The organism is Lentibacillus sp. Marseille-P4043, from assembly GCF_900258515.1.
Taxonomy (GTDB): domain Bacteria; phylum Bacillota; class Bacilli; order Bacillales; family Amphibacillaceae; genus Lentibacillus_C.
Window position 1 is genome coordinate 1,134,288 of record NZ_LT984884.1, and the last position, 23,922, is coordinate 1,158,209.

Below are 23,922 nucleotides of genomic sequence, written 5' to 3' on the forward strand. Positions count from 1 at the left end.
AATTACCGCTACGGAAATACACTTCGCTTTCCGGGGGCGGCTGTTGAGCTTCTCGTGCTAACGCACTGCGGGGTCTCACCTAGGCCTTTCCTCCCCCAGGAGTCTCCGTGTATTTCCTCCGCTGGTGCTAGTGCGTTGCAATCCAATATCTATTGATGGATTAAATAACAAAAATTATAATCCATTTTTAATATAGTTGATTTCCGTTCCGGGCAGTCGACTCCTGCGGGAACAGCACGTGTCTGAAGACCCCGCAGCGGCGATTTTCCGCGAGGAGGCTGAAGCCGTGCCCGCGGAAAGCGACTGCCCGGAACGGAAATCAACGGAGCACTTACTTCGCATTCAAATTCCTCAATGCAGGATTAGCACAGCACTTATCTTATAAAAGATGAATGGAAGTCACGCTAAAGTTGTGTCACATTTTATATCAACTACGAATTAAAAAGCAACAAACATTACGGAGCTGATATGAAAGATACATATCATCGGTTTAAAGCTTTGTAACATTTTCGTATGACGAACCAATAGAACCGCATAATACAAATGTGGATACGTTTATTTTATGTTATTAAACAAAATCAATCATCTATGGTAAACTTATATAAGTGTGATATAGTTTTTAAACCGCTTACATATGAAGGAGGAACTACAGGTGACTAGTAAAGCATTAAATGCCTTTTTAAATGAAAATATTGCTGACTTAAAAGAACGTGGTCTATATAATGAAATTGATCCTGTCGAAGGGGCAAATGGACCAGTTATAACCATTAATGGAAAGGAATTAATTAACCTTTCATCTAACAATTATTTAGGGCTTGCAACGGATGACCGCTTAAAAAAAGTTGCTAAAGATGCAGTCGATTCACATGGTGTTGGGGCGGGTGCTGTCCGAACGATTAATGGAACGCTCGATCTTCACCTTGAATTAGAAAAAAAATTAGCTGAATTTAAAGGAACTGAAGCAGCTATTTCTTTCCAATCAGGGTTTAATTGTAACATGGCGGCAATTTCTGCGGTTATGGATAAAAATGATGCGATCCTTTCCGATGAGTTAAATCACGCATCGATTATTGATGGTTGCCGTTTATCGAAGGCTAAAATCATCCGGGTTAATCACTCTGATATGGATGACCTTCGTAAAAAAGCGAAAGAGGCCGTTGAATCTGGACAATACAATAAAATTATGGTTATTACGGATGGTGTATTCTCTATGGATGGGGATATTGCTAACCTTCCGGGAATTGTTGAAGTTGCGGAAGAGTTTGATCTAATCACCTATGTCGATGATGCACATGGATCAGGTGTATTAGGAAAAGGTGCCGGTACAGTGAAGCATTTCGGCTTGCAGGATAAAATTGACTTCCAAATGGGGACACTTTCCAAAGCAATCGGTGTTATCGGTGGATATGTTGCAGGTAAAGCTAATTTAATTGACTGGTTAAAAGTTCGCTCACGTCCATTTTTATTTTCTACAGCCGTTACACCAGCTGATGCAGCTGCAGCGACGAAAGCGATCGAATTGTTAATGGAAAGTACCGAATTAAATGAAAAGCTTTGGGAAAACAGTAACTACTTAAAAGAAGGCTTGAAAAAATTAGGGTTTGACATCGGACATAGTGAAACACCGATTACGCCATGTATAATTGGCGATGAAAAGGACACCCAGAAATTTAGTAAAAAACTTAATGAAGCTGGTGTTTACGCAAAGTCAATCGTCTTCCCAACTGTCCCAAAAGGAACTGGACGAGTGCGCAATATGCCAACAGCAGCACATACAAAGGAAATGCTTGATGACGCACTAGCTATTTATGAAAAAGTTGGTAAGGAAATGGGTCTTATCTAAATTAATTGTCCCAAAAATCCCAAGGCGATATAGTTCAACGATTAACATTTGGTGATTTTTGACAACCTTTTAAAGCTAAATCGATCCAATCAGATAGATGAGGAGTAAAATGGAATGAAGAAGATTTTAGTCACTGGTGCTCTTGGACAAATCGGTTCAGAGCTTGTAGCAAAACTTCGCGAAACATATGGTACAGCAAATGTAATTGGAACAGATATAAAGGAAATGGCCGGAAATACAGGCCCGTTTGAAATTGTCGATGTAACGGATGCCGACCGCTTATTTTCAGTTGCTAAGGAGCATAATGTCGATACGATTATGCATTTGGCAGCATTATTATCAGCCAAAGCAGAAGAGATCCCCAAAAAAGCGTGGGATTTAAATATGGGTGGGCTTGTAAATGCATTAGAAGTAGCACGTGAGCTTGACCTCAAGTTTTTTACACCTAGTTCAATTGGTGCATTTGGTCCAACAACACCAAAAGATAATACACCACAGGAGACGATTCAACGCCCAACAACGATGTATGGTGTTAACAAAGTAGCGGGTGAGCTGCTTTGTGACTATTACTATTATCGCTATGGTGTGGATACAAGAGGGGTCCGTTATCCTGGTTTGATCTCGCATGTCACTCCACCTGGTGGCGGAACAACTGATTATGCTGTGGAAATTTATTATGAAGCAATCAAACATAAAACATATACATCCTATATTGCGGAAAACACGTATATGGATATGATGTATATGCCGGATGCATTGAACGCGATCATTCAGTTAATGGAAGCTGATCCAAGCAAATTAAAGCATCGCAATGCGTTTAATATTTCTGCCATTTCTGCAGCACCGGAAGATTTTGCAAAGGCGATTAAGAAGCATATTCCGGAGTTTTCGCTTCAATATGATGTGGATCCGGGACGCCAGAAAATAGCGGAGAGTTGGCCAAACAGTATTGACTCATCAGCAGCAACAGAAGAATGGGGTTTTAAAGCAGCATATGACATTGATACGATGACCAAGGATATGCTGGAGAAGCTATCGGTAGCAAAATAATAGTGGGACCTTCTTAAATTAGTAAGTAGTTCTGAAATTGTAAATAACAGTATCAATCGACTGTGGAAATAGTCACTTGTATAACAGTATGAATTGAACAAGAAAACGCTTGGAAAATTCCAAGCGTTTTCTAATTAGGAAACGTTTCTTCTTCAACTAAAGCAACCTGTTAATAAAAGTGTGAAAGTTAAATGATTATTAAAAAGGGGACTGTACTGTGATGTGATTAGAGTTATTTTATCAGATCTTTTATATTTAACCGAACATCATCCAAAACTTTAGAGTTAACTTTTCCAAATTTTTTCCTGATGATATCTTTGGAAAGTGTGTAAACTTTATCTGCCCTAATTTCAGATGTAACTTTAAGTTCACCTTCATTTAGATCTTTTGATTCAATTTTCACAGAATAATCCAGATTTTTCAATTGTGACGTAATAGCTACTACAACTATATCCTCCGTTGTTTTATTGTAATGATTACTTGAAATAACTAATACAGGGCGCTGCTTTTTATTTGTTAAGTTGCTGAATGGAACTGGTATTAAAAACGATATCACCCTGTTTATACATTGTTCCAAACCTCATCGTCGATATCATTGTTCCAAAAATCTAGACTGCTTTCACTAGTTTTTTTTAAATCCTTAGATAAACTATTTTCCCTCTTGACTTTTAAATATTCAGCGAAGTCTAAAACTTTATCTACTTCTTGTTCAGGTATTTCTTCAATAATTTTAAGCAATCGCTGTTTGGCCGTATTCATGTTGTCATTCACCTCTTCCATGAATAGTTTAACTTTATTATATCACCGATGGTTACTAAAAACTATATACAGAACCGCTCAGACACGGTTTTGATAACCTTTTTTTAATGTTTAAAACAAATTATTCAATGTGATACCTCCATAAGTTACCAGGTCAGTCCCTTTTTCTTAGCATCTGCATCTAAACCTGCTCCAATTGCTACACCAAGGTCCATTCCAAGTGGTAAGCCTAGTTCAATTCAAAGGTTGAGTTCTTTTATCTTACAATCAATGTTATATAGCCAAAATAGAAGACCAAATCATTACGTGATTTGGTCTTCTAATTGGTATATCATTTTGAGGGTCTTATTTTTTGATGGGATAGTTAAATTGCCTGCACGTTAAAAAATACCTCCCCACCACAGGGAGGTATTTACATTAATACATTGCCGCAATTTCTTTTTGCAATTTCTGATCCTGCACATACTCATCATAGCTCATTTCTTTATCAATAATGCCATTCGGTGTAATTTCAATTAAGCGATTGGCAATACTTTGAATGAATTGATGGTCATGAGATGTAAAGAGAATCGAGCCTTTAAATTTAATCAGTCCATTATTCAATGCAGTAATTGATTCTAGGTCCAAATGGTTTGTTGGTTCATCTAATAGCAATACGTTGGCATGACTTAACATCATTTTGGATAGCATGCAGCGAACCTTTTCCCCACCGGATAATACGCTTGCTTTTTTCAATGCCTCTTCACCGGAAAACAGCATTCTGCCCAAAAATCCGCGTAAGAAAGTTTCTGTTTCGTCTTCAGGTGAATATTGGCGCAACCAGTCTACTAATGGCAGGTCATTGTTTTCGAAGTACTCCGAGTTATCTTTTGGAAAGTACGATTGGGAAGTGGTGACACCCCATTTGTATGTTCCAGCGTCAGGCTCCATTTCACCCATGAGAATTTTAAATAGCGTTGTTTTGGCGATATCATCTTTGCCGACAAATGCTACTTTATCATCTTTATTGATGGTAAAGCTGACATTATCCAATACCTTTTGATCCCCAACCGTTTTTGTCAAACCTTCGACGCGAAGTAAGTCATTCCCAATTTCACGGCCCGGTGTAAAAGCAATATAAGGATATTTTCGTGATGAAGGTTTAATATCGTCTAGTGTAATGCTATCTAACAGCTTTTTACGTGACGTTGCTTGCTTCGATTTGGAAGCATTGGCACTAAACCTAGCGATAAACGCCTGTAATTCATTGATTTTTTCTTCTTTTTTCTTATTTGCTTCTTGTGCCATTTGTAAAGCAAGCTGACTTGATTCATACCAAAAATCGTAATTGCCAATATAAATTTGGATTTTTCCATAGTCTACATCTGCAATATGTGTACATACCTTATTTAAAAAGTGTCTGTCATGGGAAACAACGATAACGGTATTTTCAAAGTTAATTAGGAATTCCTCTAACCACTGAATTGCTTGAATATCCAATCCGTTTGTTGGCTCATCAAGTAATAAAATATCCGGATTGCCAAAAAGCGCTTGGGCAAGCAGGACTTTTACCTTTTGATCTCCAGCCAAATCAGCCATTTTCATTGTGTGAAGCGGCTCATCAATTCCTAAACCTTTTAATAAAACGGCAGCATCTGATTCAGCTTCCCAACCATTCATTTCCGCAAATTCGCCTTCAAGCTCAGCAGCACGCATGCCATCTTCTTCGGAAAAGTCCGCTTTCATATAGATCGCATCTTTTTCTTGTTTTACCTTATATAAACGTTCATGTCCCATCAAAACAGTATCTAAAACTTGATAATCTTCATATGCGAAATGGTCCTGTTTTAATACAGCCATTCGTTCTCCTGGAGATAGGGAGACATTTCCGGATTGGGCTTCCACCTCACCGGATAAAACTTTCAAGAATGTTGATTTTCCCGCACCATTTGCTCCGATCATGCCATAGCAATTTCCATGCGTGAATTTTAAATTAACGTCTTCAAATAATTTCTTATCTCCATATCGTAAACTGACATTTGTAACAGTTATCATGTATGTTCCTCCAAAAAAATAGTAATCAAGGCTAGCTTACGGGAATTATAGGGTTTCGTCAATCCAAATCATGCATATAATGAAGAAATTGTATGTAAACTCATTTTAAAAGATGGTTTTTTAATGATAAATATTGGGCACAAGGATTTACTTATTTCCTCATTTGCCCGAACTTCAGAAGGTATATTTACAAGAATAACTTGTGAATGAATCACTTTTTCAGTAAAATTTTTAGTGTAGTGCCTATTTTCGCATATTTATTCTTAAAAAGGACTATATTTTTTTAGGAAAATATGTAACAATTAATCAACACTACATTTTCTAGCTTTAGCGATCAGCTATCCTTGTTAAATTAAGTTAACGGAGGAGAACAATATGGGAGAGAGAACGATCTATTTTCTCTTTACGGATACAGGTACTTATCTAGCCCGTGCGATTAATTATTGCACGAAGCAATCATTGAATCACGTATCCATTTCGTTTGATCATGATTTGAGAGAAGTATATAGCTTCGGGAGAAAACGACCTAAAAATCCATTTATCGGTGGATTTGTCAAAGAAGATATTCGCAGTGATTTTCTTAAAGAATCAAGTTGTGCAGTATATGCATATCAGCTGTCTGCGGACGATTGCGAAAAGATACAGGAGAAAATAAAGGAAATTGAGGCGCAAAAGAACAATTACAAGTATAATTTCCTTGGTCTAATTGGGGTTTTGCTAAGAATTGAAATTGAACGGGAAAATGCCTTGTTTTGCTCACAGTTTGTTGCAACGGTTCTACGAGAAACTGAAGCTTTTCAAGTAACAAAGCCACCTTGTTTCGTTACACCAGCAGATATCCGAAATCATGTTGGTCTAAAATTAATATACCAAGGGAAACTAGGGGATTATCAGCAGTGTATGCAAGTAACCGAACGCAGATTAATTAAAGGAGAACAATCGTTAACAAAGCAATCATTTATCTATTTACTTTCTGAAAAAGTTAAACGTTTTGTCATCCGGTAGAAGAACCATTCACATTGTTGTGAGTGGTTCTTTTCTTATGGAGGTTTTATAAAGGAATGTGTTTTTGCTTCCCTCGGGCGGATGTTCTCGCTTTTGGGTCGATGTTTTCGTTCTCGGGTTGATGTTTCCGCACACAGGTCGATGTTCTCGCTCTCGGGTCGATGTTTCCTCGTTCACACGCTGATGCTTCTCCCTGTCCCCGAGTAACTTTTGGATACGGAAGATGCTGTTTAGCAGTTTTAAGTCTATGAAAGCGTAAAAATAGTGAGCGTGACCAAAGCACACTCACTATTAATAAAACTTACCCAATTCAATGCCTAATGTCTCATAAGGGACTTTAATTTTAAAAGCTAAATCATTAGCACCTAAATCAAAGCGTTCGATACTTACATGAAAGTTACTTTTGATATCCATTTCATTAACCGCTACATATATTTCTTCGTCTTTTGGATTGACTGTTACCCATTCAGGCATTGGCAAATATTTTTTCATGTATTTCATTATTGTTTGATTTGGTAACTCCAATAAGCCGATTGAAATCGAATTTTGTTTTAGGATGACATTTCCATTATCTTGGACGATTGGTTCCAAATGAACGGAGAGTGGAACCGTGGTTGAAAAAGCTGGCAGTTCCCCAATTAAATGTACATCATCTTCAAGCGAGATCTTGTAGTTATGCGCTGAGTCGTTTAGCAGTTTATCAATATAGGCATTAACCAATTCATTTAGATTCTCTTTCGTTGTACGTACAACAAATTCAGAGCTCTCCTGTGTGGCCTGCGTCTTTGAGTCAGGCACCGCTGTTTCGGAGACGGGCCAAAAGATGAACAAGGCTAGTAAACCGATAATGACCACATTAATTGTGAGCAAGCTATAAAATAATCGTTTCCATTTATTTTTTTGTGGTTTATTTGTCTTATGTTCCGTCATAATAAATAGCTCACCTTTCTATAAGGTATTCCAGCACTCGCTTTGCCATTAGTTGATAGCCATGTGTATTTGGATGAAAATTATCTTCGGCAAACAAATCAACATCGCTATTCGCGAACAGATCTATTGTCGGTATAAACGTAACATTTTCATACTCCTTTGTAACATTTTTACCGGTTGTATTCCATTCTTTAACAATGGTGCCAAGTTCTTTGATTTCCGGAAAATACTTTGCAAATGGGTTATAAAAGCCTAATAAATAAATATTGGCATCAGGATTTAATTCTGTTACTTTGTCAAAAATCTTAGTTAGCCGTTGCTTATAATTATCGCGCTCCTGGGCAAAATCTTTATATGACAAATTGGTGAAGTTCTCTTTCAATACTTTCATAATATCATTTGCCCCAATTGTAATGGCAATTATATCTGCTTCATTGATGGACGAGGAAATTTCCGGCTTGTCGAGGCGTTTTAGCAATTGATCAGAACGATTTCCGCGCTTGCCGTAATTCTCAAACTCTACCAATTGGTTCTTTTTATTAAGGCTTTTATTTAAAATTCCTACATAACCACCATCACCTGTTGTATCACCAACACCTTGTGTCAGGGAATCACCAATCGCCACAAAATGCGTTTCTTTGTTTTTGAAATAATCGATTGTGTTTTTAACTGTATTCTCAACAAACGTTTTTAGTTGCCCGGAAACATTTTTACTTTCAGGATCTTCCTTCTCATCTTGCTCCACAGTAGCCTCATCGTTTTTTTCTGGAGGGGCTTCTTGGTTTGAAGATGTTGGTTTGTTGGTTGTATCGTTTGAAGGTGATTCAGGGTCGGTAAATATAAAAAAGGCGGCAATGCCAAGTAATAATAAAATAATGAAGCCAATCGTAATCTTTCGCTGCATGTCGATCACACCTATGCTGAGTTATCGTTATTATATATGAGGTTTTTTTATTATCTATGAAATCATTTTTATGGTAACTCAACTTTCGCACCAATAAAATAAGATCAAACATTTAGCTGAGTCAAACTTGGAACGTTTCTAATAATTGCCTTGTCAACCTTGGTAAATATAAAGACTGTTAAAATTGGGACTGCGATTACTCGCCCCATTGAAAACATTTGTTGATTTATATACAAAATGCGATGTAAATAAGAAATTGCTCCCTCGCCGTTCCGGAAATACACTTCGCTTTCCGGGGGCGGCTGCTGAGCCTCCTCGAGCTACCGCTCTGCGGGGTCTCACCGATGCCTTTCCTCCCCCAGGAGTCTCCGCGTATTTCCTCCACTGGTATCGCATTTACTACCATTAATCGTGGTAGTATGTGTTCTATCAAATCACATCCTACCGCGTCACTAGTCTGGGTGAGTGGAGGGTGGTGACTCCAGCGGGAATAGCACGTGTCCGAAGACCCCGCAGAGTGGTTTTCTCGAGGAGGCTGAGGCCGTGCCCGCGGAAAGCATCCACCCGGAGCGATCCCGGACGTCGGGAAATGCGCGTACTTATAGAAAAAGTCAACTTGAGCAGTGAATCTCCATCCTTCCTCATTTTATCAAGGCTTATTTGTCCATTTCACGCTGCGAAAGTTGAGATGGTAATAAATGATTTACTTTTTATTCTTTCAATATTATATGCTTACCCTTTTTCATAGGCAAGTATATCATGTGATTTCATTTCAATTGTTTTACATTCTTATTAATAATGTATGCGAATTATACTAGCGGTGGTGCGCGACCGGGGAAGGGGAAACGAAAAGTGGCTAAACAACATTTCTGCTGTTTAGCCAGATTGGTTCATTGTGTTATGGGAAGGCTAGCACTGTTTCATTGGTTTTCATGCTGCTTTTCTGCTGTTTCCAAATCTGACAGAAGTCTTCCAACATCGCACTTGCAGTAGGAAATGAACCAGCGCCTGGTCCTGCTAGGGTTAATGGTCCAACAATATCTGTTTCTATGTGAATGGCGTTGTTAACACCTTCGATTGCATATAGTGGATGGCTCTCCGGTATTGCGATAGGTTCGATTTTAGCATGTATGCTGTTATTTACCAGCTTAATTTCTGCAACGTGTTTTATGCGTTGCTTGGTTCGTGCCTGACTTCTATGCATTTCTGGTTTAATATCTGTAATACCCGTTCGTTTGACCGTTTTCCATGCTGGCTGTTTGTTGAAAATAAGCTCACATAGGATCATGAGTTTATAAAAAGCATCATACCCTTCAATGTCATTTGTTGGATCGGCTTCCGCGTAACCTGCATTTTGTGCTTGCCTTAACGCATTTGGAAAAGAAGTACCCAATTCCCTCATTTCCGTCAAAATGTAATTTGATGTCCCATTTAGGATCGCCTGTACGCTATGGATACGATTGATGTTAAGCAATTTCTGGATTGTTTGGATGATCGGGATTCCACCAGCTGTTGTAGCATCAAACCCAATATTTACGTGATGGGCTGCTGCAAGGTCCTTTAATTCCATTCCGTGTGTTGCGAACATTTCCTTATTAGCAGTAATCACGTGTTTGCCAGCTTTTATACATTGTGCTAAATAGGTATGTGCTGGTTCTTTACCAACAATTGCTTCAAAAACAACATCAATATTTGGATCTGTGATAACAGCGTTAATATCTGTTGTAACATGGATGTTCTGTGCGATTTTAACATGCTTTTTCGGGTGTTCTATTACAATAGTAGTTACTTGAACAGGATTACCAACAATTTGTTGCAAACGATGCTGCTGTTTTTGAATCGTTTCATAAACACCACTTCCGACTGTACCAAAACCAAGGATGGCAACAGACAATGTCTTCATGAATGTGTACCTCCCGTTCTTGTGATTTAATTGTCCTTTTTACACCTCAACAGTTTCTTGCACTGTCGCGTTTGCTCGTAAGCGGACAAATTCATCATAAGGATTTAATTTCGTGATGACCTTGATGCCTGCAGCTTTGGCATTTTCTACTGTTTGATCAGATACGGCCGGATTTTCAACCCAGAGTATTTTCCCTTGTTTGTTGATGAATTGTTCGATTGTACCTGATGGTAATGTACCTTCAGCCAACCAGACGGCATCAATGTCAAATGGAACATCGCTAAGCTTTGTGTACTTTTCCTGACTGTTTGTTTGTTCTTGGTTGGAAATCGGGACAATTTGATAGCCCAATTGTTTTAGCTTAGTAGCATTTTCATATGGATTGTTAGTTTCATTGCCGATTACCGCAATGACTTTCTTTCTGATATTCCCTGCATCACGGGCGAAAGGGGAAGAAAGCAGCCATTTTACAGCGTCTTCGTTTGTTTCACTGAATAAGGCTTTGTGATCTGTTGCCTTGGCAATTGCCTGATCCAGGTCAACTAAAATATCATGAACCCGTTCAATACCAATGGATAGACGTACAAGCTCCTCTGTAACACCGCTCTTTTGTAAATCTGCCGGGCTTAATTGTTGGTGTGTCGTTGAAGCTGGATGAATAATTAATGACTTCGCATCGCCAACATTTGCTACGTGTGACCAGATTGAAATGCTGTCAATTAATTTTCTTCCCGCCTCACGTCCTCCTTTAATACCAAATGTAATAATGGAGCCAAAGCCATTCTGTAAATATTTTTTGGCTAATTGATGTGATGGGTGACTGGCTAAACCAGGATAATTAATCCACTCAACGGCTGGATTGTTCTGTAAATATGTCGCAACTTCTTCAGCATTTTTATTGTGGCGTTCCACGCGTAAATGCAATGTTTCCAGCCCTTGTAATAGTAAAAATGCATCCTGTGGGCTTAGGCATGCACCAATATCACGCAAGAGCTGGACGCGTAATTTTGTTGCAAAGGCTGCCGGGCCAATGTCAGCATAGCGAATACCGTGATAACTTTCATCTGGCTCGGTAAACCCTGGGAATTTCTCATTATCCCAATTAAACCGCCCGCCATCAACAACGATTCCGCCGATGGTTGTTCCGTGCCCGCCAATCCATTTCGTTGCAGAATGTACAACAATATCAGCACCCCAGGTTATTGGCCGGGTAATATACGGTGTTGCGAATGTGTTATCAACGATTAAGGGAATATCGTTTTCGTGTGCAATCGCTGCTACTGCCTCAACATCAAGTACGTTAAGGCTTGGATTTGTGATTATTTCACCAAAAACCGCTTTTGTTTTCGTTGTAATTGCATTGCGGATTTCTTCAAGATTAGTCCCATCAACGAATTTCACTGTGATTCCGTAGCGGGGCAATGTCGTTGCAAACAAGTTATAAGTTCCGCCATATAAATTGCTGTCAGCAACAATCTCGTCACCTGAACCAGCTAGATTTAAAATGGCCAATGTAATTGCAGACATTCCAGAAGATACACCAACAGCAGCTACACCATCTTCAAGCTGTGCCAAACGTTGTTCAAAGACATCAACAGTAGGATTACCGATTCGTGTATAAATGTTACCTGGTTCCGATAACGCAAATAAATTCTGGGCATGCTCCGTGTCGCGGAAGACGTATGATGTTGTTTGGTAAATTGGTACTGCACGTGATCCAGTTGTTGGATCTGGTTCCTGCCCCCCATGAAGTAATACGGTTTCTTGATCGTGAAAATGAAAGTTTGCCATAAATAATTCCTCCTTATGAATGTGGTGAAAACAAACGGTCAAATTGGATGGGAGAGGAGGGGTATATAAAAAAGCCCTCTTCCTAAGAAGAGGGCGTATCGTTTACCGTTCCTCCCCTTATCTTCCAGATCATCATTGACCTGTAGGATGTAGCACCTTTCACAGCTAGCGTACTAGCCTGATGGTTGCCGGGCTTCACAGGGCCTATTCCCTCCACCGCTCTTGATAAGAGATTAAAATATTTGAAAATTTAATTTAACAAGAATTATATACTGATTTCGATTGTTCGTCAACACCTTTTTTGGAAAGAATGTTTAAGTTGTTGCCCCTTTAATCCTGCAGTTGAATAAAAGTGCGACATTATCTGAGGCGATGATTGGCTCTTCCACCGCTACGGAAATATACTTCGCTTATCCCGTGATATGCTACAGAACCATTAAAGTAAATTGCGATAATCTCTTCTTCCATCAACTATTGCATAAATAATAATTGTCTGATCTGTCTCATTAATCTTATAAAAGACAAGATGCCTCTCAGCAATAACTACTCTAAATCCCTGCTTTTTTAAAACCGAATGTCTTGGCACACTTCCTGACTCTGGAAATTCCTGCAGACGATGGATTGCAGTTTCGATTGTATTCAGATACGAGAGTGCAATATCAACATCTCCGGAATCATCAGCAATATAAAATATAATATCACGGAGTTGTTCTTCTGCCTTATCCGTTCGTAATATTTTATACCTCATCTTCTTTCCTTTCCAGTAAAGATGCACGAAGATCATCAAATGAATTCTGTATGGGTGCTACTCGTTCATTTCTTACATCGTCCTCAGCATCTGCAAGTGTTCGTAGTAGTTCCAACTCCGATTTCATCTGATAATAATCTTGCAAACCAAGAACCGCTGTATCACCTCGTCCTTTTACGGTAATAATAACTGCATTCCTTGAATCTTTGCACTGCTTAGATATTTCATTGTAATGATTTCTTAAATCCGCTGATGGTCTAATTGCTTCCCCCATAGTGTCACCTCTTTCTAATTTTACCTTCATAGTCATATTGTATCATAAGGTGACTATTTATTAAATGCTTTCTTCCTTCAACTTTGATGTATCTCCATTTAACTTCCCCCCATATTCCAGACAATGGCCCTTATATACGACTATGGCGCTATTCCTTATTAGGGATAAGCGCCGTTTTGTGAAAGATGATGTTCAATAACAACTCCATCTGAATTTATTTCTATATTAATGCTCATCATTATAGAATACGTCTACTTCATAATGTTCTAAGTCATCTCCGGACAAATTGTTTTTCAAATAATTTTCAACTTCTGGTACATACGCTCCGGAATTACACTGCGCTTTCCGCGGGGCGGGAAATGCAAGTACTTATAAAAAGATCCCAACTTACTTCGCATTTTACATCTATTGTGTAACAAACAACTCTTGTTGATGCTTTGCTTAACTAGAGGCGCGCTTTTGTGATTTTTTTACAGGTCGGCGCTGTGCGGATCCCATGTAAATAATGAGGGCAACCCAAATTAATGAGAATGATAGCAAATGTGCCATTGAGAATTTTTCATGGTAGAGAAAGACACCAAGGATCAACATAATGGTTGGTGCGATATACTGCAGAAAGCCGACCATGGATAAAGGAATTTGTTTTGCCCCGCTTGCAAATAGTAAAAGTGGGACTGCTGTTGCAACACCCGCACCGATTAATAAAAGTGATGTACTAGTGAAGATGTTATTAAAAGCAAATGCACCATTCGGTATTGCTAGTAAATAAATAAGTGCAATTGGTGTTACAATTAATGTTTCAATTGCTAAGCCAAACATGGCGCTAATATCAACCGTTTTCTTCAGCAATCCGTACAAGCCAAAACTTACTGCCAATAGTAATGATACCCAAGGGAAAACGCCATAGCTTACAGTCAGGTTAATGACACCGATCCCAGCGATGACAAACGATAGTAACTGTTTTCGTGTTAACCTCTCCTTTAAAACAATAATTCCCAACAAAATACTGACAAGTGGGTTAATGTAATACCCTAAGCTCGCCTGGATAACATGATCATTATTTACCGCCCAAATATAAGTTAACCAGTTTATACTGATGACAATGGAGGCAAACGTAATTCCTATTAATTTCTTTTTGTCTTTTAAAATAACTTTACACTCTGCGAAAAATCCAGAACTTTTCCGTAAGAGTAAAATGACAACAACCATAAAAAGGAATGACCAGACAATTCGATGTGCAAGGATTTCACCAGCAGGCACATTGTTTACTAGTTTCCAGTAAATAGGTAAGAAGCCCCAAAGTAAATAAGCGAAGGCAGTGTAGATAATCCCCATTTTCTCTTCTGAACGATTCATATGTATTCCCCCGATCCTCTGATAAACGATTCAAATAAAGTAAGACAATTCTAGAAGTTTACTTAAAAAAATGCAATTAAGACGCCTGCACAATTTGGAAAACGCTTTCAATAGTAGCGAATTTCCGCTATGATAGAGATAGATAAACAGATTTAAAGGGGAGAATTGGGATGTCAAAAAAATACAGTAAGTTTGAAACATCGGTCATACATGAAGGGTACAATGCTAAAGACATGTTAGGCAGTTTAACAACACCATTATTCCAAACATCGACGTATACGTTTGATACAGCAGAACAAGGGGAACGCCGGTTTGCTGGGGATGAGGATGGTTATATTTATTCACGTTTAGGCAATCCAACGGTAAAAGTGTTAGAAGAGCGAATTGCTGCACTGGAAAATGGAGAACGTGGGCTGGCATTTGGTTCTGGAATGGCGGCTGTATCTGCTGTGTTAGTTGCGTTAACAAAAGCGAATGACCATATTGTCTGTTCATCAGGTCTTTACGGTTGTACGTTTGGATTATTAACTATGATGCAGGAAAAGTATCAAGTTACGCATGACTTTTCTCAGATGGAGACGAGTGAGGAGCTACGATCGTTAATTAAACCAGAAACAGCCTGTATATACGTGGAAACACCAATCAATCCAACGATGAAACTGATTGATTTGGAGATGGTTTCACAAGTTGCTAAGGAATTTGATATACCTGTTGTCGTTGATAATACATTTTCGTCTCCGTATTTACAACGCCCGATAGAGCTAGGGTGTGATGTGGTAATTCATAGTGCCACAAAATATATCGGTGGCCATGGAGATGTTGTTGCAGGACTAGTTGTTGGGAAGAAGGAATTTTTAGATTCCGTGCAAATGACGACACAAAAGGATATCGGTGGGATTATCTCACCATTTGATGCTTGGTTATTATTGCGCGGATTAAAAACGCTGCCAATCCGCCTTGATCGACACTGTGATAACGCCGAAAAGGTTTTTGAAAAGCTGCGTGTTCATCCCAAAGTAGCGAATGTTTACTACCCAAATGATACGTCACATCCGGATTATCCAATTAGGGAAAAACAGATGAAGCGTGGTGGGGGAGTCATTTCCTTTGAAATTAAGGGGACGAAGCAAGATGCCCAGAAAATGTTAAATGCATTATCCTTTCTAAAAATTGCGGTCAGTCTTGGTGATGCAGAGACATTAATCGAGCATCCAGCAACAATGACCCATGCGGTTATTCCAGAAGAATTCCGGCGCGATATGCGAATCACTGATCAATTAATTCGCTTATCTGTAGGATTGGAAGCATGGGAAGATATTTGGCATGATCTAGAACAAGCGTTAGATTCCATTTGATATCTTATTTTGCTACGAGGCCGTAAATGAAATCAACCTTTTATACGTATCTAAAAACAGTATTTTAATAAACCAGCCAGTTTAAAAATTAGAAGCCGCTCCACACACCGTATGGGGCGGCTTTTTATAATGGTTGAGTAGTTCTGTGCTGTTAAAAATAGGCTCATTTCGTATATTTTGATGCTTTTTAACCTCGTAATTGAATAAAATGCAACGGCTCTCCCGTCGTTTCGGGGCCATGTTTTTACTTTCGGGAAGATGTTTTCGCTCTGGCGCCGATGTTTTTGCTTTCGGGAAGATGTTTTCGCTCTGGCAACGATGTTCTCACTTTCGGAAAGATGTTTTCGCTCTGGCGCCGATGTTCTTACTTTCGGGAAGATGTTTTCGCTCTGGCGCCGATGTTCTTACTTTCGGGAAGATGTTTTCGCTCTAGCGCTGATGTTTCTGCACTCGGGTTGATGTTCCAGAGAAAACGCCACGAAAGAGAACTTTCACTGTATCGCATTTTACATCCTTTGTGTCAAAAACAACAATCTTTATAAAACAGTCTAAAAATAATTATGATCGTTTTTCCTAATTGCTTTGCATATGTGATGGTTTCCAAGGAATGCTAACATCAATAATGTCCACGTTTGTCCGCATTTAGGATAGGTTCGTTTCGGAAATTATGTTCTTGTTTTTTACAACTACTGGTATACAATAGGAAGTTAGAGGAACTTTAGTTGGAATTATATGCTATATTAGATTTTGGAATGCAAAAATGGTATGTTCTGGGAGGAAGGAGAGGGTCTCTGTGGTTTTCGTCCCCTATTTTGTAAGTTTTGTACTTATTTTTAATATTGCATTGGCCCTAACAATTATTTTCCTTGAACGAAAGGATGCGCAATCGACATGGGCATGGCTAATGGTATTGCTGTTTATCCCAATAGCTGGCTTCTTTTTGTATTTAATATTTGGCAAAAATTTAAGTAGACAGCGGATATTTACATGGGATACGAAAAGCAGGCTAGGTGTTAAAAAGTCTGTACAGTCACAACTACGTGCACTTGAGGAAAATCGCTTCATATTTAAACATCCAGATATAGCCGCTTATAAAGACTTGTATTTTTTACATTTACGAAATAATGATGCGATATTTACACAAGATAACAAGGTAGATATATACACGGATGGGAAGGAAAAATTTGCTGCCTTGCTCCGGGATTTGGAGGCTGCAACTGACCACATCCATTTGTTGTACTATATTATCCGTTATGATCAACTTGGCCAGCGCATTGCGGATGTGTTAGTTAAAAAGGCGAATGAAGGTGTTGAGGTTCGTGTTCTTTATGATGATATGGGATCAAGGACATTAAGGAGAAAATTTATCAAGCGGATTCGCCATGCTGGGGGTCAAGTGGAAGCCTTTTTCCCACCGAAGATTCCTAAGATAAATTTTAAAATTAATTATCGTAATCACCGAAAACTGGCAATTATTGATGGGCAGATTGGATACATTGGCGGGTTTAATATTGGAGATGAATACCTCGGCAAGGCAAAAAAGTTTGGTTATTGGCGTGACACTCATTTACGTGTAACTGGAGATGCGGTTAAAAACATGCAAACCCGCTTTATATTAGATTGGAATCAAGCATCACGCAATGATATTTTATATGAAGATCGCTATTATGCAGCGGTTCCAGCGGGGGATGTTGGGATTCAAATTGTCTCCAGTGGTCCAGACTCAGAATGGGAACAAATAAAAAATGGGTATATTAAAATGATTTTGTCAGCCAAGCAATATGTGTATATTCAAACTCCATACTTTATCCCTGATGAGAGCCTTCGTGATGCACTGCGAATAGCAGCCCTTTCTGGGGTGAATATTAAAATTATGATCCCCAATAAACCTGATCATCCATTCGTTTATTGGGCAACGTTATCCTACATTGGTGATTTGCTTAATGCGGGTGCAGAAGTATATATTTATCAGAATGGCTTTTTGCACGCGAAAACAATTATTGTCGATGGCAAAATAGCATCAGTTGGAACAGCGAATATTGATGTGCGTAGCTTCCGCCTCAATTTTGAAGTGAATGCATTTTTATATGACTCCATCATAGCGGAAAAATTAGTTGAGGCATTTAATCACGACATCACGCTGTCAACGCAAATGACAAAGAAATTATATGAGAAACGATCATTGGGAATTCGCTTTAAGGAATCTTTATCACGCTTGTTATCACCGATACTATAAGAGAAATATTATTTAGGAGGAAGAAAAATGGAAAGAAAACCATGTTCCAATTCACTAGCAGTTAAAACATCACATGTATTACCACCAGATACAAACAATCATGGAACATTATTTGGAGGTAAATTAATGGCGCACATTGATGATGTTGCAGCATTGGCCGCTGTACGCCATGCAAGGCTGCCGGTTGTAACAGCATCAATGGACTCTGTTGACTTTTTATCACCGGTAAAAGAGGGAGATTCTATATGTGTGGAAGCTTTTGTCACATGGACACATAATACATCAATGGAGGTATTTGTAAAAGCTGTGACGGAAAGCTTATTATCTGGGGAAAGAGAAGTATGTACCACTGCCTTTTTAACGTTTGTTGCGGTCGATGAAAATGGGCGCCCAGTTCCTGTGCCTGATGTATATCCAGAAACAGAGCAAGAGAAACAATTGCATAACAATGCATCAGAGCGGGCTTCCCAGCGAAAAAAGGGAAGACAGCATTCAAAAGAATTGGCTAAAAGTTTTGGTACCGCATATCCATGGAATTCCCGAAAAGCGTGAATAAACAAAAATTTGTACAGAAAATATGAATAAGATACAATTATAAAATGCTACAAGAGACAAGAGCCTGTTTCTTATGATCCAGTTTTTCTTCTTTGAAATTAGGGAAGTGTGTAAAAGGACCAAGACTGTAAAGGGTTTCATAAGATTCGAAGGGAGAATTTCACCATGGGTTTCATTGAAAATTTAGTCGGCGATATTAATGAGGTATTGTGGTCTTATGTTCTAATTATCGTGTTAATAGGCGTAGGATTGTGGTTCACAATTAAGACCCGCTTTGTTCAATTTCGCTTATTTCCTGAAATGTTTCGGGTTTTATTTGATAAGCGTACAATCAGTGCAGAAGGTAAAAAGGGAACATCTTCATTCCAGGCATTTGCTATTAGTGCTGCATCAAGGGTGGGGACTGGAAACCTTGCAGGTGTCGCATCCGCAGTAGCTGCTGGGGGTCCTGGTGCTGTATTTTGGATGTGGCTGATTGCGTTGCTTGGATCTGCTACAGCGTTTGTTGAGAGTACGTTATCACAAGTTTACAAAGTTCCAGAGAAGGATCAGTATCGTGGTGGTCCAGCATACTATATGGAAAAAGGGTTGAACAGTCGCTGGCTGGCAATTATTTTTGCCATCACAATTACGTTCACATATGGCCTCGTATTTAATTCCGTTCAATCCAATACGATAAGTTTAGCTTTTTCTGGGGAATTTGACTTTAAGCAAGGGTATATGGCTGTTATTTTAGTCTTGTTAACGGCAATTGTTATATTTGGTGGCTTGAAGAGCATTGCCAATGTAACACAAATTATTGTTCCGATTATGGCAATTTTATATATTATCATTGCAATTTATATACTGATTGCAAATATAACGGCTGTTCCAGATTTGCTAGCGTTAATTTTTGAAAATGCATTTGGTTTTCGTGAAGTAGCCGGCGGTGGATTCGGTGCGGCAATCATGATGGGGATTAAACGAGGATTGTTCTCGAATGAAGCTGGTATGGGTAGTGCACCAAATGCGGCAGCAACAGCTGAAGTAACACATCCGGCCAAACAAGGCTTAATCCAAGCATTAGGTGTCTTCTTTGATACCATTTTAATTTGTAGTGCAACAGCGTTTATTATCATTTCAGCTGGCGGTTATGAGGGAAGCAAGCTCGATGGTATCCAGTTGACCCAAAATGCATTTGAATTTCATATTGGCGACTGGGCATCGGTCTTTATTGCAATTGCGATATTCCTGTTCGCTTATAGCTCTATTTTAGGTAACTATTATTACGGCGAAAATAATATCGGATATGTAAAAGATAGCAAATTCGGCTTGTTTATTTATCGTATCGCAGTGTTAGCGATGGTTATCTTTGGTGCTATTGCAACATTTGACCTAGTGTGGGCACTAGCAGATTTAACAATGGCGATCATGGCACTTATTAACCTTTATGCAATTTCCAGGTTGTTTAAAATTGCTCACCGCGTTTTACAAGATTATCAGCGACAACGAAAAGCTGGTAAGGATCCAGTCTTTTACAAAGATGCGTTGGATGATGATTCTGGTGTTGAGTTCTGGGATCGAGAAAGGTCAAACGATCAAGGTAAATAGGAATTGTGAACGGTTAAATTTAAATAGTAATTCTTTTAAGGTTCAAACAGGGAAAAGTTAATAAATATAAAAATAGCAGAAGAATTCTCTTCTGCTATTTTTATTATAGGATCACCACTTTTCTAATGATGATTGTGCTCGAACTCCATCAGAATTATCGCTCATTATTTATTCTAATTCAACATTTGCAGTGTGAAATGGATAAATAAGCTTTGATAAAATGAGGAAGGATTGGGATTCACTGATCAAGTTGACTTTGGATTAATCTTAAACAAACTGCGACTGTTGGGCTCTTTTCTATAAGTACACGCATTTCCCACCGTCCGGGATCGCTCCGGGTGGATGCTTTCCGCGGGCACGGCCTCAGCCTCCTCGGAAGAAAACCACTTCCTGCGGGGTCTTCGGACACGTGCTGTTCCCGCAGGAGTCACCACCCTCCACTCACCCAGACTAGTGACGCGGTAGGATGTGACTTGACGGAATACATACTACTACAGTTAATGGTAGTAAATGCAATACCAGTGGAGGAAATACGCGGAGACTCCTGGGGGGAGGAAAGGCATCGGTGAGACCCCGCAGTGCGAAAAGGGAGTAAAGGCTAAGATCGCCACGTCCTGTGGCAACGCCTTCATGACCAACGTCGTGTTGGCCTAAGGAGGCTCAGCAGCCGCCCCCGGAAAGCGTAGTGTATTTCCGGAACGGCGATAGAGCAATTTCTTAGTTACTTCGCATTGTCAAGGCAATTATTAGAAACGTTCCAAGTTTGGTTCCAAGTTTGCTTCAGCTAATTGTTTGATCTTATTTTATTAGTGCGAAAGTTGAGTTATATAACATTTATTTTTATCCTTGCTAAAAGGAAAGAATTCATTTAGTATGAACTTAGACATGATTTACAATATATTGTGTATTAAAATGTCGATAAAACTATATATAGTATTTTGCCTTAAGCACAGATGCCATTTGGCTTAATTGGGAATCTGGTGAAAAGCCAGAACTGCCCCCGCAACTGTAAACGCTGACGAAAATGAGCAAAACCACTGTATAAGCATAGACGTTTAAAGAATTGAACAGTCTCTTATATGGGAAGGGCTCAGGAGTAGGGTGAAGCATTAGTCAGTAGACCTGTCTCGCTTAAGAAATTTCAACTTCTTCGGGGATTGAGAAGATGAGATGATAGTCATATGGAACAGGACTCCTGTACGCTTTTTAACTACTATCATTTCGTCCACTCAATTGTTACTTGGGTGGATTTTTTAATTCCCTAAAACAAAAAGGGAGCGATTAACACATGATGACAAAAACATCTACTGAGGTTAATGATGTATTAGAACAAATCGATGCTGTTGCTGAAACATATGGGCTAGATGTTCGAGAAGTGAAACAGCAAATCAACCAATTAAATAGCTCAAAAGCAGATGCAAATCAGCATACATTATTTTATGCATTAAATAATATTGCGATGGATGAACCGGCATGGACGTTTGTAGCGGCGCGTATGTATTTAAATGAACTTTATCAGGAGGCAGCGACAAATCGCGGATATGATTCGGAACAATGTTATGGCGATTTTTACCGACTAATCGAGGTGTTAACCGAAAAGGGAATCTATTCATCCAATCTAGTAAACTATTATTCCAAAGATGAAATAACAGCACTAGGAAGGGAGATTGCACCAGAACGTGATCAACTGTTCAATTATATTGGCCTGTTTTTACTTGCTGATCGGTACATAACAAGGGATCATGACCGTAACATTTACGAACTCCCGCAAGAACGGTTCATGATTATTGCGATGACATTGATGAAGGATGAAGCAAAGGAAAATCGGCTTGAATTGGTCAAAGAAGCATATTGGGCAATGAGCAATTTATACATGACAGTAGCTACACCGACACTAGCTAATGCGGGGAAGTGTTTTGGCCAACTTTCTTCATGTTTTATTGATACGGTTGACGATTCATTGGACAGTATTTATCTGAATAACTGGGATATTGCTAGGTTAAGCAAGGATGGCGGTGGAATTGGTGTTTATTACGGCAAGGTACGTGCACTCGGATCAGATATAAAAAAATTTAAGGGAAATTCGTCTGGGGTTGTTCCGTGGATTCGTTTACTGAATGATACAGCAGTTAGTGTCGATCAGCTTGGACAGCGACAAGGGGCGGTAGCTATTTACCTCGATGTTTTCCATAAAGATATCATGGATGGGTTTCTTGATTTGAAAACGAATAATGGGGATGAACGGCGCAAGGCCCATGATATTTTTACAGGTGTAGCCATTCCTGATTTATTTATGAAAAAGTTGCAGGAAGTTGATGAGCACGGGAGAAGTATTGGCGAGTGGCATACATTTTGTCCACATCAGGTGAAACAGATGATGGGCTGGAAGGATGAAAATGGTGCTGCACTTGGTTTAGAGGATTTTTATGATGAATCAGATCAGAGCTATTTTACAGAGAAGTATGAAGAAGCGGTGAATCATCCACTTTTGCCACGAAAAACATATCGGGCGATGGATATTATGGCGCGGATTATGGTTGCTCAATTAGAGACGGGGACACCGTACATGTTTTATCGTGATGAGGCAAATCGGCAAAATCCGAATAAACATGTGCGCGGAAAAGGTCAAACAGCAATTTATTGTAGCAATTTATGTACAGAAATTATGCAGAATATGTCAGCAACAACCATTACCAATGAATATCAGGATGAGCAGGGGAATATTGTGATCATTCGTAAGCCAGGTGATTTTGTTGTGTGTAACTTATCCTCGGTTAATCTTGCGCGAACTGTAGAAGCAGGTGTTTTAGAACGATTGATTACGATTCAGATGCGGATGCTTGATAATGTGATTGATTTGAATACGATGCCAGTTGGACAAGCTCAGGTAACAAATCAAACGTATCGAGCGGTTGGTCTTGGTACATTTGGATGGCATCACCTGCTTGCACAGAAAGGGATTTATTGGGAGTCGGATAAGGCAGTTGCATATGCGGATGAATTATATGAGGACATCGCTTACTATGCGATTCAATCATCAATGGAACTCGCAAAGGAAAAAGGCACATATAGTAAGTTTACTGGATCAGAGTGGCAAACGGGTGATTATTTTGAGCGAAAAGGGTATGAGGCGGATCGTTGGCTAGAATTAAAGGATGCTGTTGCCGAGCATGGTATCCGAAATGGCTGGCTGATGGCTATAGCGCCGAATTCATCCACTGCAAAAATTGGTGGGTCAACAGATGGAATCGATCCTATCTATGCTGTGGAGTATGCCGAAGAAAAAAAGAACTTTAAATTCAAAGTGACTGCCCCTGACTTGGATCATGTTACGTATAATTATTACCGTCGATCACGGCATGAACTGGAACAGCTATGGAGTATTAGGCAAAATGCGGCACGTCAGCGGCACGTCGATCAAGGAATCAGTTTTAACCTTTATGTGCGTCATGATATTAAAGCAAAGGATTTGTTGAATTTACACGTTGAGGCCTGGAAGCAGGGCTTGAAAACAACCTATTATGTAAGAAGCACATCACAGGCAGAAATCGATGAATGTGAAGCATGCCACAGTTAATCATAACGGGGA

20 protein-coding genes and 2 riboswitches are annotated in these 23,922 nt (G+C 39.3%); of the genes, 8 read left to right on the forward strand and 12 right to left on the reverse strand.

The window, feature by feature from the left end:
* The first annotated feature begins 652 nt into the window (after positions 1 to 652).
* Both C8270_RS05825 and C8270_RS05830 read left to right on the forward strand, forming a co-directional pair.
* Positions 653 to 1,843, forward strand: a complete 1,191-nt coding sequence (locus tag C8270_RS05825; RefSeq protein ID WP_106495928.1) for a glycine C-acetyltransferase — start codon at positions 653 to 655, stop codon at positions 1,841 to 1,843.
* Positions 1,844 to 1,957: 114 nt separating this feature from the next.
* Positions 1,958 to 2,893: an L-threonine 3-dehydrogenase gene (locus tag C8270_RS05830; RefSeq protein WP_106495929.1), complete on the forward strand. Its 936-nt coding sequence runs from the start codon at positions 1,958 to 1,960 to the stop codon at positions 2,891 to 2,893.
* 232 nt (positions 2,894 to 3,125) lie between these two features.
* Here the strand turns inward: C8270_RS05830 and C8270_RS05835 are convergent, their stop codons facing one another.
* The 3 genes from C8270_RS05835 to C8270_RS05845 form a co-directional block, all read right to left on the reverse strand.
* Positions 3,126 to 3,470 carry a type II toxin-antitoxin system PemK/MazF family toxin gene (locus C8270_RS05835; protein ID WP_199794648.1) on the reverse strand — a complete coding sequence of 115 codons (345 nt, stop codon included), beginning with the start codon at positions 3,468 to 3,470 and terminating at the stop codon, positions 3,126 to 3,128.
* The gene (locus C8270_RS05840) at positions 3,455 to 3,652 is read right to left on the reverse strand and encodes a DUF2281 domain-containing protein (RefSeq protein WP_106495930.1); all 198 of its coding nucleotides are present in this window, start codon (positions 3,650 to 3,652) and stop codon (positions 3,455 to 3,457) included. The genes C8270_RS05835 and C8270_RS05840 overlap by 16 nt, the downstream gene beginning before the upstream one ends.
* 417 nt (positions 3,653 to 4,069) lie before the next feature.
* Entirely contained in the window at positions 4,070 to 5,686 is a 1,617-nt protein-coding gene (locus C8270_RS05845) for an ABC-F family ATP-binding cassette domain-containing protein (RefSeq protein ID WP_106495931.1), read from the reverse strand.
* Between the two features lie 375 nt (positions 5,687 to 6,061).
* On the opposite strand from C8270_RS05845, the gene C8270_RS05850 reads away from it, so the two are divergent.
* Positions 6,062 to 6,691 carry a hypothetical protein gene (locus C8270_RS05850; RefSeq protein WP_106495932.1) on the forward strand — a complete coding sequence of 210 codons (630 nt, stop codon included), beginning with the start codon at positions 6,062 to 6,064 and terminating at the stop codon, positions 6,689 to 6,691.
* A gap of 9 nt (positions 6,692 to 6,700) precedes the next feature.
* On the opposite strand, the gene C8270_RS19760 is transcribed toward C8270_RS05850, so the two are convergent.
* From C8270_RS19760 to rarD, 8 genes are all read right to left on the reverse strand, one after another.
* Positions 6,701 to 6,868, reverse strand: a complete 168-nt coding sequence (locus C8270_RS19760; protein ID WP_158701608.1) for a hypothetical protein — start codon at positions 6,866 to 6,868, stop codon at positions 6,701 to 6,703.
* A 114-nt stretch (positions 6,869 to 6,982) separates the two neighbouring features.
* On the reverse strand, positions 6,983 to 7,621 hold the full coding sequence (locus tag C8270_RS05855) for a YpmS family protein (protein ID WP_106495933.1): 639 nt from the start codon (positions 7,619 to 7,621) through the stop codon (positions 6,983 to 6,985).
* Positions 7,622 to 7,631: 10 nt separating this feature from the next.
* Positions 7,632 to 8,525 (reverse strand): SGNH/GDSL hydrolase family protein, encoded by an 894-nt coding sequence (locus C8270_RS05860; protein WP_106495934.1) that lies wholly within the window; start codon positions 8,523 to 8,525, stop codon positions 7,632 to 7,634.
* Positions 8,526 to 9,423: 898 nt separating this feature from the next.
* Positions 9,424 to 10,428 carry a homoserine dehydrogenase gene (locus C8270_RS05865; protein WP_106495935.1) on the reverse strand — a complete coding sequence of 335 codons (1,005 nt, stop codon included), beginning with the start codon at positions 10,426 to 10,428 and terminating at the stop codon, positions 9,424 to 9,426.
* Positions 10,429 to 10,467: 39 nt separating this feature from the next.
* Positions 10,468 to 12,219: a PLP-dependent aspartate aminotransferase family protein gene (locus C8270_RS05870; RefSeq protein ID WP_106495936.1), complete on the reverse strand. Its 1,752-nt coding sequence runs from the start codon at positions 12,217 to 12,219 to the stop codon at positions 10,468 to 10,470.
* Between the two features lie 114 nt (positions 12,220 to 12,333).
* Positions 12,334 to 12,451: riboswitch (SAM riboswitch) on the reverse strand.
* A 204-nt stretch (positions 12,452 to 12,655) separates the two neighbouring features.
* Positions 12,656 to 12,967, reverse strand: coding sequence for a type II toxin-antitoxin system RelE/ParE family toxin (locus C8270_RS05875; protein ID WP_106495937.1), 312 nt, complete (start codon positions 12,965 to 12,967; stop codon positions 12,656 to 12,658).
* Positions 12,957 to 13,241 carry a type II toxin-antitoxin system prevent-host-death family antitoxin gene (locus tag C8270_RS05880; protein ID WP_106495938.1) on the reverse strand — a complete coding sequence of 95 codons (285 nt, stop codon included), beginning with the start codon at positions 13,239 to 13,241 and terminating at the stop codon, positions 12,957 to 12,959. Before C8270_RS05880 ends, C8270_RS05875 begins: the two co-directional genes overlap by 11 nt.
* A 441-nt stretch (positions 13,242 to 13,682) precedes the next feature.
* Positions 13,683 to 14,597: an EamA family transporter RarD gene (gene rarD, locus C8270_RS05885; protein WP_106495939.1), complete on the reverse strand. Its 915-nt coding sequence runs from the start codon at positions 14,595 to 14,597 to the stop codon at positions 13,683 to 13,685.
* Positions 14,598 to 14,767: 170 nt separating this feature from the next.
* Between rarD and megL the strand changes: the two genes are divergently transcribed.
* Entirely contained in the window at positions 14,768 to 15,952 is a 1,185-nt protein-coding gene (gene megL / locus C8270_RS05890; RefSeq protein ID WP_106495940.1) for a methionine gamma-lyase, read from the forward strand.
* Positions 15,953 to 16,316: 364 nt separating this feature from the next.
* On the opposite strand, the gene C8270_RS19765 is transcribed toward megL, so the two are convergent.
* A complete protein-coding gene (locus tag C8270_RS19765; protein WP_158701609.1) occupies positions 16,317 to 16,457 on the reverse strand; it encodes a hypothetical protein in 141 nt (46 codons plus the stop codon).
* A 288-nt stretch (positions 16,458 to 16,745) separates the two neighbouring features.
* On the opposite strand from C8270_RS19765, the gene cls reads away from it, so the two are divergent.
* The 4 genes from cls (at position 16,746) to C8270_RS05910 (ending at position 23,910) form a co-directional block, all read left to right on the forward strand.
* Positions 16,746 to 18,188, forward strand: a complete 1,443-nt coding sequence (gene cls / locus C8270_RS05895; protein ID WP_234028492.1) for a cardiolipin synthase — start codon at positions 16,746 to 16,748, stop codon at positions 18,186 to 18,188.
* 27 nt (positions 18,189 to 18,215) lie between these two features.
* Complete coding sequence (locus C8270_RS05900) at positions 18,216 to 18,740, forward strand: acyl-CoA thioesterase (RefSeq protein WP_106495942.1); 525 nt, start codon at positions 18,216 to 18,218, stop codon at positions 18,738 to 18,740.
* A 168-nt stretch (positions 18,741 to 18,908) separates the two neighbouring features.
* Positions 18,909 to 20,333: an alanine/glycine:cation symporter family protein gene (locus C8270_RS05905; RefSeq protein ID WP_106495943.1), complete on the forward strand. Its 1,425-nt coding sequence runs from the start codon at positions 18,909 to 18,911 to the stop codon at positions 20,331 to 20,333.
* Positions 20,334 to 21,267: 934 nt separating this feature from the next.
* Positions 21,268 to 21,476, forward strand: a riboswitch (cobalamin riboswitch).
* Between the two features lie 145 nt (positions 21,477 to 21,621).
* The gene (locus C8270_RS05910) at positions 21,622 to 23,910 is read left to right on the forward strand and encodes a ribonucleoside-diphosphate reductase subunit alpha (RefSeq protein WP_106495944.1); all 2,289 of its coding nucleotides are present in this window, start codon (positions 21,622 to 21,624) and stop codon (positions 23,908 to 23,910) included.
* The last annotated feature ends 12 nt before the right edge of the window (positions 23,911 to 23,922 follow it).

Coding starts and splice junctions, on each gene's coding strand:
- C8270_RS05830 (WP_106495929.1), top strand. CDS start 1,958: ATGAAGAAGATTTTAGTCACTGGTGCTCTTGGACAAATCGGTTCAGAG.
- C8270_RS05840 (WP_106495930.1), bottom strand. CDS start 3,652: ATGAATACGGCCAAACAGCGATTGCTTAAAATTATTGAAGAAATACCT.
- C8270_RS05845 (WP_106495931.1), bottom strand. CDS start 5,686: ATGATAACTGTTACAAATGTCAGTTTACGATATGGAGATAAGAAATTA.
- C8270_RS05850 (WP_106495932.1), top strand. CDS start 6,062: ATGGGAGAGAGAACGATCTATTTTCTCTTTACGGATACAGGTACTTAT.
- C8270_RS05855 (WP_106495933.1), bottom strand. CDS start 7,621: ATGACGGAACATAAGACAAATAAACCACAAAAAAATAAATGGAAACGA.
- C8270_RS05860 (WP_106495934.1), bottom strand. CDS start 8,525: ATGCAGCGAAAGATTACGATTGGCTTCATTATTTTATTATTACTTGGC.
- C8270_RS05865 (WP_106495935.1), bottom strand. CDS start 10,428: ATGAAGACATTGTCTGTTGCCATCCTTGGTTTTGGTACAGTCGGAAGT.
- C8270_RS05870 (WP_106495936.1), bottom strand. CDS start 12,219: ATGGCAAACTTTCATTTTCACGATCAAGAAACCGTATTACTTCATGGG.
- C8270_RS05875 (WP_106495937.1), bottom strand. CDS start 12,967: ATGAGGTATAAAATATTACGAACGGATAAGGCAGAAGAACAACTCCGT.
- C8270_RS05880 (WP_106495938.1), bottom strand. CDS start 13,241: ATGGGGGAAGCAATTAGACCATCAGCGGATTTAAGAAATCATTACAAT.
- rarD (WP_106495939.1), bottom strand. CDS start 14,597: ATGAATCGTTCAGAAGAGAAAATGGGGATTATCTACACTGCCTTCGCT.
- megL (WP_106495940.1), top strand. CDS start 14,768: ATGTCAAAAAAATACAGTAAGTTTGAAACATCGGTCATACATGAAGGG.
- C8270_RS19765 (WP_158701609.1), bottom strand. CDS start 16,457: ATGCGATACAGTGAAAGTTCTCTTTCGTGGCGTTTTCTCTGGAACATC.
- C8270_RS05900 (WP_106495942.1), top strand. CDS start 18,216: ATGGAAAGAAAACCATGTTCCAATTCACTAGCAGTTAAAACATCACAT.
- C8270_RS05905 (WP_106495943.1), top strand. CDS start 18,909: ATGGGTTTCATTGAAAATTTAGTCGGCGATATTAATGAGGTATTGTGG.
- C8270_RS05910 (WP_106495944.1), top strand. CDS start 21,622: ATGATGACAAAAACATCTACTGAGGTTAATGATGTATTAGAACAAATC.